Raw genomic sequence first — 7,283 nt, 5'->3', positions numbered from 1 at the left:
ATCGGGGCGGGTCGACTATCGGTCGAGTATAGGGCGAGATCACCGACCGCGTAAGCACCGACTGGCGGGCGGCGGCGTGCCCACTGACGTGTTCGTGCGACTCGAGGGCCGTGGGAACGGCGGTGACGGTGGGGGGGCGATGCCGGCGGGACCAATGAGCCGCGCCGGCGGGACGGCCGCCCACGCCGACGGTCCCCGCGTGGTGGCGGAGCGTCGGGGCCGTCCTCAGATGACCGGCGCAGCGTCGGCGGACGAGCGTGGGGTGCGCGCCGGGCCCCGGCTCGCGGGGGCCCGGGTCGATGGGGGGCTCCGTGGCCCGGCGTGCGCCGCACGGGAAGCGCGGGTCCGGAGGTGGGTGAGGATCTGGTCGATCACCGACGTCTGGGTGATGAAGGCGACGATGCGCATCGCGCCGTGGCAGGTGGGACACCTTAGCGGGTCGACCTCAAAGTGCCGGCCGATTATGGCGAAACGCGACGCGAGCTCACACTCGTCGGGCGCGCGCACTTTCGCGTGGCACACGATGCCGCACGCGTCTTTCACGTGCACGCGCACGGCGTGATCGCCGAAGCGCGAGGGACACAGTTTTCGGTTGCCAGCGACGAGCGCTCGTCATCCGTAGAAATCGTCGTTAATGAAGGGCGGGTGTCAGTTGCCAACGAACGGGACTCGCTGCACGGCGTGCTCTTGCAGGCCGGAGACCGCCTTGTGCAACGTGAAGGAGCGGCGTTGATCACGCGCGGTGTGCCGGCCGCGCAGCTCGTTGCCTGGACGACTGGTGCACGCCTTATCGATCGCGGCACCGTGCGCGACGTGATTCCACTGCTCGCTCGCTGGTATGGCCTCGATGTTCGCGTTGCCGACGACCGCGTGCTCGATCGTCGCCTCAGCGCCGAGTGGACCACGGCGACCGCGGCCACGGTGCTCGCCGAGATGGCGCAACTCCTCCAGGTGTCGGTGGTGCAACGGGGTGAGGTGATCACGCTGGTGCCGGTCATCGCGGGATCAGTACGTGAGTAGGCACACCAATGCCCGCCAGCACGTGTTCGCCATGATCGCGAGCACGACGTTCGTCTGTGCCGCGATCGCATTGTCCGCGCTGCGCGCGCCGCGGCTTGGCGCGCAGCAGTCACCGGCCATGCCCACGTACGGTCCACTGCCAACACTGATCGCGCCCACCTCGCCGTTGGCCCTAGTGGTGTCGCTGCCCAGCGGCCCGCTGTCGCTCGAACGGGCGCTGCGCGAACTCTCACGTGTTAGTGGCGTGCGTATCACCTTCGGTGAGGAAGTCCTCGCGGCATCGTCCGCGCCGACCGTGCGCAACGCGGCACGTGTTGTCGACCTACTGCAGGTACTCCTGCGCGGCAAGGCACTGATGGCTCTCGTGACCGCAGATCAACGCGCCGTGGTGATTGTGGGCGCTGGTCGCGTGACGGGGCGCGTCGTCGATCGTGCAACGGGCGACCCGGTCGCGGGCGCAACGCTTCGCAGCGCTTCCCTTGGCGCCGACGTACAGACCGCGCAAGAGACGAGCGGGTAACGATCTTCTCCGACCCTGCCGATCCGCAGCTGCAGGGGCGGCCGTGGGACTTCGAAGGCATGCCCCTCGGCCGTCAGGTCTGGATCGAGAACGGCGTGCTCAAGCAGCTCATCTACTCGCGCTTCTGGGGCAAGAAACAGGGCAAGACCCCAACCGGTGGCCCGAGCACATTCAAGATGGCCGGCGGCACGCAGAGCGTGGATGACCTGGTGAAGAGCACCACGCGCGGCATTCTCGTCACGCGCCTGTGGTACTTGCGCGAGGTGGACCCGCGCACGATTCTCTATACGGGACTCACCCGCGACGGCACGTTCCTGGTCGAGAACGGGAAGATCACCAAGAGCCTGCGCAACTTCCGATTCAACGAGTCGCCGCTGTTCATGCTGAATAACGTCGAGGGGATCGGCCGCACCGAACGAGTCGCCGGCACCGAAGGGGGCGGCGACGTGGTGATGCCGAGTCTCAAGGTGCGGGACTTCAACTTCACGTCGTTGTCGGAAGCGGTGTAAGTCGTCCTGCACCGTAGCCCCTTGGTGATCCTATGATTCTGTCTTCACTCGTTGTTGCTGCCTTCACAGTGGTTGCCATGCAGCCGCCGCTCCCTCCCGACTCGGTGGGGCCCGCACTCCAGCGATTGGCCGACAGCCTCGTACAGGCGCGTCCACGCCTACCGGGGATCGTCATCGCGGTGGAATCGAAGGCGATGGGGCGCGCCTGGAGTGTGGCTGCAGGTCTGTCCGATACGGCGCGCCGGGTGCCACTGGTACCGCAGCAGCCGATGCGTATCGCGAGCAATACCAAGACGTACGTGGCGGCTGCCGTGCTTCGACTGGTGGAGCAGGGGCGGCTGTCGCTCAAGGATCCCCTGTCCACGCATCTCCCGTCGTCACTCGATTCGCTGCTGCGAACGGATGGCTATCGCACCGACTCGATCACCATCGAACAGGTGCTGAGTCATCGAGCGGGATTCAATGAACACCCGGCGGTCCCGAGCTACGTGGCACGGCTGCGGACGGCACCCGCGTATCGCTGGACGCGGGAGGAGCAGCTCCGCTGGCTCGTGGATAGTCTCGCCCCGGTCGGTCCCGCCGGCGCGCAATTCCGCTATTCGGACAGCGGCTACACTCTATTGGGGGCGATCATTGAACGCTACACCGGCCGGCCGCTGGGACCCGCCGTGCGTACGCTCGTGGGGTTCGAGCGGCTGGGGCTGGGTGGTACCTGGTGGGAGACGATGGAGCCGGCGCCGCGCGGAGTGGCCGACCGTGCGCATCAGTATCTGAACGGGCTCGATGCGTATGGCATCGATCCGTCGTTCGATCTCTATGGCGGAGGGGGCATCGTCGCACCCATGGCCGACGTGGCGCACTTCCTCACCGCGCTGATCGACGGGAAGGTCTTCGCTGAGCGCGCCACGCTTGAGACGATGCTCGCACCGCGCAGCACCGAAATGGCGGGGTACGGTCTCGGGATTTTCGGGGCCAACGCCGGCGGCCTCCGTGGACACGGGCATAGCGGCTTCTGGGGGACGACGGCGATGGTGTTTCCCGACGCGGGCGTCACCATCGCGATCGCAGTCACCGATCAGGGCGAACTCCGGCTCGCCAACGGCATCATATCGGCGGTGCTGCAGATGGTCGGAGTCCCACGCGTCGGGAAAATTTCTCCACGGCCAGTGCATGCGCCTCCGGCGGAAGGGCGCGGCGGTGGTGGTCCGAACAGCGTGCGATAGGTGGGCGTGCTGATCCCGATGTTCAAGCGAAAGACATCGGCGCGCAGCAGGTTGGAGGCGCGATCGTTGTCCCCATCCTTGTCCTTGAGCGTGGCGAAGTACACGCCACGCGGGAGCGCTCGGCCGGGGTTATAGAAGAACGACGTTTCACCCCAGGCATGTACCGATTGAATGTCGGCGAACGTGCTGGCGATGTACCGAGTGATAGCGGCGATATCCATGATGCCCGACCTCCTCAGATCGTCGCGTGGGATGGGGTATGCGGTCAGCGTGGGTGGCATGGGCTACGCCCGCGCATTTATTTGGAGCAGCGGTCATCGATGCAGGCGCTGTGAGCGACAAGACCCTTGGGGACAAAATCGAGAACGAGATCAGGAGAACCGGTGAGCGACTCGAAGATAGACATGCACCTGCCGGGAATCTTCTCTACCGTTCATCTGCGCACGTACTGGTGCGTTGCACGACGCGCTATCAGTCTGGTATCGGCGATCCTGCTCGTCGGATGCCGCGCAAATGACCTCGTGGTTGGCGGTGGTCAGTCCTCGTCTCTGCCTGCCCGCTTCGGCAACCGAATCAATCTCAATCAGATCCCGGATTACGGCAGTCAGTCGATTCCGGCATATATCCAGCGCAGAAACTCGGCGCTCGCCATCAGCAATGAGAAGGCCTTGCTCGGCAGGGTGCTGTTTTACGATACCCGCCTGTCGACGAACAACCGCGTATCGTGCGCCAGTTGCCATCAGCAGCAGTTCGCGTTCAGCGACACCAGTCCGGCCAGCCTAGGCGTCAATGGAAGAACCGCACGCCATTCCATGCGCCTGGTGAACGTCCGGTTTGCCGAAGAACGGCGATTCTTCTGGGATGAACGGGCCGCGACCCTCAGCGATCAGCTGCTGCAACCCGTCCAGGACCATGTCGAAATGGGGTTCAGCGGCACCGGCGGCAATCCCGGACTGACCGATCTGATGAGCGCACTGCAGCGTGAGGATTACTATCGCGAGCTCTTTCAGTTCGTGTACAAGGATCCCGCGGTGACCAGCGAGCGCGTGCGGGAGAGCCTTCTGCACTTCGTATCGTCCATCCAATCATTTGACAGCCGGTATGATGAAGGCCGCGCCATGGTCACGCGAGAGGTGGATCCCTTTCCCACCTTCTCCGCCTCCGAGAATCGCGGGAAGTCGCTGTTCGTCGATAATTCCATCTTTGCCCCGGGGGCTGTTCGTATCGGCGGCGGCCTCGGCTGTGGCATCTGCCATCGTCCTCCCGAATTCGACATTAGTCCGGCAAGCCTGAACAATGGGTTCATCGAAGCGATTGGCGGTGGCCAGGAGCTTCGCATTGTTCGTGCACCGACGCTGCGCGATCTGATGCGGCCGGACGGCTCGTTGAACGGGAAACTCATGCACACCGGATCATTAACGCTGCGTCAGGTGCTCGAGCATTACAATTCGCGAACGGCACTGAACGCCAATCTCGATCCCCGGCTGCGCCCGGAGGGGCGAGCGAAGGACCTCCGGATGAACGCCCAGGAGTTCGATGACATGATGGCGTTCATGCGCACCTTATCGGGAGCGCGCCTGTATTCCGATCCGAAATGGAGTGATCCGTTCATTCGGTGACACCTCGCTTCGTGTTTCCCGCAGTCATGTGGTCTTCCGACGTGACAGGAAGCGCGCCCGCCACCAGGAGCGCTAACCGCTACTCCGAGCCAGCCCCACGCCGGGTGTGCAATTTCAATCAGCATTGACACATAGTTAGGCCAAAATTGCCAACCGCTTGCCGCAGCGAAGCGTAGTCAAGTGGGTTGGCTGGAGTGCCTTGTTACGCATTACTGCACCTTGCCAAAAACGGCTCAACCTCCGCGAGAAATAACTCTGGAACCTCGGCAAATGAAGCATGACCACAGGGTAAGGCGACGAACTGCGCAGAGAGAATGCACCGAGCGGCGACCTTGCCGTCCTTGTTGGCTGGTATAGCCGGGTCGCGCTGGCCGAACAACAACAAGGTAGGCGCCTTGATGCTGTGCGCGGTTTGCCGTAAGTCGCTTTCGGGACGGGCAAAGCTACGCCACATGGCCCGATTGAGGACGACACGCTCTGTTGTGGCCTGCACGGTAGAAGCACGACGCAACATGGCTTCTGTTGTTGAGGTGCGCTGCTTGAGATACATGCTGGCAAAACGATGCGGCGCAATGGAAAAACTGCTTCCCTGAACTTTGCAGAAAGTGCGACTAAGAAAGTTGTGCGGAGTGAAGCCGCCAGGTGCGACCAACACCAAGGCGCGCACGAGCTCAGGTGACTCGATGGCTAGACGCGCAGCCGCATTGCCTCCAATGGAGTTGCCGATAAAGAAAGCCGGTGGCAAGTCCAACGCCGCCAAGAACTCGCGCAAGATTTTGTAGTAAAGTAGAACGCTGGCGGATCCGGGCTGTGGCGGCATTGTGGATTGCCCGTAACCCGGCCAATCGAGGGCCAGCACTCGATAGCTCTTGGAGAGTGCGGGAATAACTGCCTCGAAATCTTGGCTGTCGCCCGGATTGGCATGAAGCAAAACAAGCGGTACGCCGTGGCCACACTCCGAGTAATGAACTGAGCCACTTGATAAATCAGCTGACGGCATAGATGCTCCGTGTTGCAATGCTGAACGTGTGCTTCTTCTGCAGACATTCCATAGAATGCGGCCGCTACAATAGCGTCGCTGTCAGTAGCAAGCTGCGTTATACGGCGCCCTCGCCTCGCAGGCGACTCCACGCGTCGCGTGGCGACAAAATCGGGAGCGGCGCACGGTTGGCGAGGACGAGCAGATCCTGGTCGCGCTGCAGCTGCTCAATCACGTCGACCTGCGCCGCCGTGGCCTTGAAGCGTTCGGTCAGCACGCGCCGGAATTGGCGCGTTCAATCAACGATTGGAGACTGCTTCCAGCCCCTTGATGACCTGATTGAAGCCGAACTTCATCGCCGTGAGGATCGCGATGAGGACGATAAGGATTGCAACGAGTAAGCCAATTTCGATCACGGGCATGTCCTCAGATAGGAGTGGAGTGGTAATGCAAGGATCTCACTGGCCGCGCTCGGCACGCGCGGCGGATCTTCAATGTCGTGGTGCGCTCTGGCAATGCGTAGAAATGTTGTCGTGCGTCTAATGCCTTGCGTTCTGCTGCAGCGCATCTAATAAAACTGCGCGCGCAGCGCGCTGCCAGCAGCAACGGTTCGTTAGACATCAGCGGCGAGCACAGGCACGAACGGCGGTCGCAAGGGCGAGGGCTTGCGCCGTATCCGACGGCAGCAGGCCACCTCGCCGATCCTCGCTCAGTCGCGCTGGCACGCCGGTGGTTGTCGCGGTTCTCGACCCCATGACCACGCGCCCGGCGGCGTCAAAGAACACGGTCACCGTCTCCATCTCGCGCCGCCGTACGCCCGTTGAGTCACTCATCAAGGCGATGAGCATCTTCGCGTGTCCGTCGGCGGTGAGGGCCAGAGAGACGGTGCGGCTGAGGGCGGCATCGCTCGCCATCACGCCTGATGCCACTCCCTGCCGCCGCAAGCCCTCGTCGATCGGCAGTGGGCGACACGTCGCCATGGCCGTTCTCATTGGAGCAAGGAGCGGCAACCGGCCAATGCGCGCGTCTTGGGCGCTGGCGGATGCCGTGGCCACGGCAACCGCGATGAGAAGAGCTACGGTCGTTCCGGTGAGCATTGAGCCAGCAGAATTGAGCTTCATCGAGTCTGGGTGCGAAGTATGAAGGCATGTCGAACGCCCGTTCAGCCGCGCGGAGACGCGCTGGAATTGGCGCGTTCAATCAACGAAAGGAATGCAGATCCCAGCCTTGGTCGTACGACGGGATAGGAATTTCAATCGGGGCGGGTCGGCTATCCGTCGAGTATCCGACGCGATCACCGCCCGCGCGCGCACCGATCGACGGGCGGCGGCGTGCCCTCCGCCTCGCGCGCGCGCCTCGAGGGCCGTGGGAACGGCGGGCACCGTGGGGGGGATGCCGGCGGGGACCAATCTG

The 7,283-nt window shown here is 63.3% G+C and carries 9 protein-coding genes and 1 pseudogene; 5 read left to right on the top strand and 5 right to left on the bottom strand.

The window, feature by feature from the left end:
* Positions 1-450: 450 nt before the first annotated feature.
* Genes ACIRA7_RS13700 through ACIRA7_RS13685 form a run of 4 tightly spaced genes read left to right on the top strand, consistent with a single transcriptional unit; the run spans position 451 to position 3,272 of the window.
* Positions 451-1,020 (top strand): FecR family protein, encoded by a 570-nt coding sequence (locus ACIRA7_RS13700; protein WP_396221408.1) that lies wholly within the window; start codon positions 451-453, stop codon positions 1,018-1,020.
* Positions 1,013-1,540, top strand: a complete 528-nt coding sequence (locus ACIRA7_RS13695; protein WP_396221407.1) for a hypothetical protein — start codon at positions 1,013-1,015, stop codon at positions 1,538-1,540. The genes ACIRA7_RS13700 and ACIRA7_RS13695 overlap by 8 nt, the downstream gene beginning before the upstream one ends.
* A gap of 2 nt (positions 1,541-1,542) precedes the next feature.
* Positions 1,543-2,049 (top strand): metallopeptidase TldD-related protein, encoded by a 507-nt coding sequence (locus tag ACIRA7_RS13690; RefSeq protein ID WP_396221409.1) that lies wholly within the window; start codon positions 1,543-1,545, stop codon positions 2,047-2,049.
* Positions 2,050-2,081: 32 nt separating this feature from the next.
* Entirely contained in the window at positions 2,082-3,272 is a 1,191-nt protein-coding gene (locus tag ACIRA7_RS13685; protein WP_396221406.1) for a serine hydrolase domain-containing protein, read from the top strand.
* An 8-nt stretch (positions 3,273-3,280) separates the two neighbouring features.
* Here the strand turns inward: ACIRA7_RS13685 and ACIRA7_RS13680 are convergent.
* Positions 3,281-3,493 (bottom strand): annotated as a pseudogene (locus tag ACIRA7_RS13680) (DUF6194 family protein); the annotation flags it as partial.
* A 162-nt stretch (positions 3,494-3,655) separates the two neighbouring features.
* Here ACIRA7_RS13680 and ACIRA7_RS13675 point away from each other — a divergent pair.
* On the top strand, positions 3,656-4,891 hold the full coding sequence (locus tag ACIRA7_RS13675; RefSeq protein ID WP_396221405.1) for a cytochrome-c peroxidase: 1,236 nt from the start codon (positions 3,656-3,658) through the stop codon (positions 4,889-4,891).
* A 202-nt stretch (positions 4,892-5,093) separates the two neighbouring features.
* On the opposite strand, the gene ACIRA7_RS13670 is transcribed toward ACIRA7_RS13675, so the two are convergent.
* The 4 genes from ACIRA7_RS13670 to ACIRA7_RS13655 form a co-directional block, all read right to left on the bottom strand.
* On the bottom strand, positions 5,094-5,891 hold the full coding sequence (locus ACIRA7_RS13670) for an alpha/beta fold hydrolase (RefSeq protein WP_396221404.1): 798 nt from the start codon (positions 5,889-5,891) through the stop codon (positions 5,094-5,096).
* 97 nt (positions 5,892-5,988) lie between these two features.
* On the bottom strand, positions 5,989-6,147 hold the full coding sequence (locus ACIRA7_RS13665; RefSeq protein ID WP_396221403.1) for a hypothetical protein: 159 nt from the start codon (positions 6,145-6,147) through the stop codon (positions 5,989-5,991).
* A 22-nt stretch (positions 6,148-6,169) separates the two neighbouring features.
* Positions 6,170-6,292 carry a hypothetical protein gene (locus tag ACIRA7_RS13660; RefSeq protein WP_396221402.1) on the bottom strand — a complete coding sequence of 41 codons (123 nt, stop codon included), beginning with the start codon at positions 6,290-6,292 and terminating at the stop codon, positions 6,170-6,172.
* A 198-nt stretch (positions 6,293-6,490) separates the two neighbouring features.
* A complete protein-coding gene (locus tag ACIRA7_RS13655) occupies positions 6,491-6,850 on the bottom strand; it encodes a hypothetical protein (RefSeq protein ID WP_396221401.1) in 360 nt (119 codons plus the stop codon).
* Positions 6,851-7,283 lie beyond the last annotated feature (433 nt).

It is taken from the genome of Gemmatimonas sp. (assembly GCF_044376735.1).
Taxonomy (GTDB): domain Bacteria; phylum Gemmatimonadota; class Gemmatimonadetes; order Gemmatimonadales; family Gemmatimonadaceae; genus Gemmatimonas.
The sequence above is the reverse complement of the archived record's forward strand: the minus strand, read 5'-3'. Positions and strand labels throughout refer to the sequence as shown.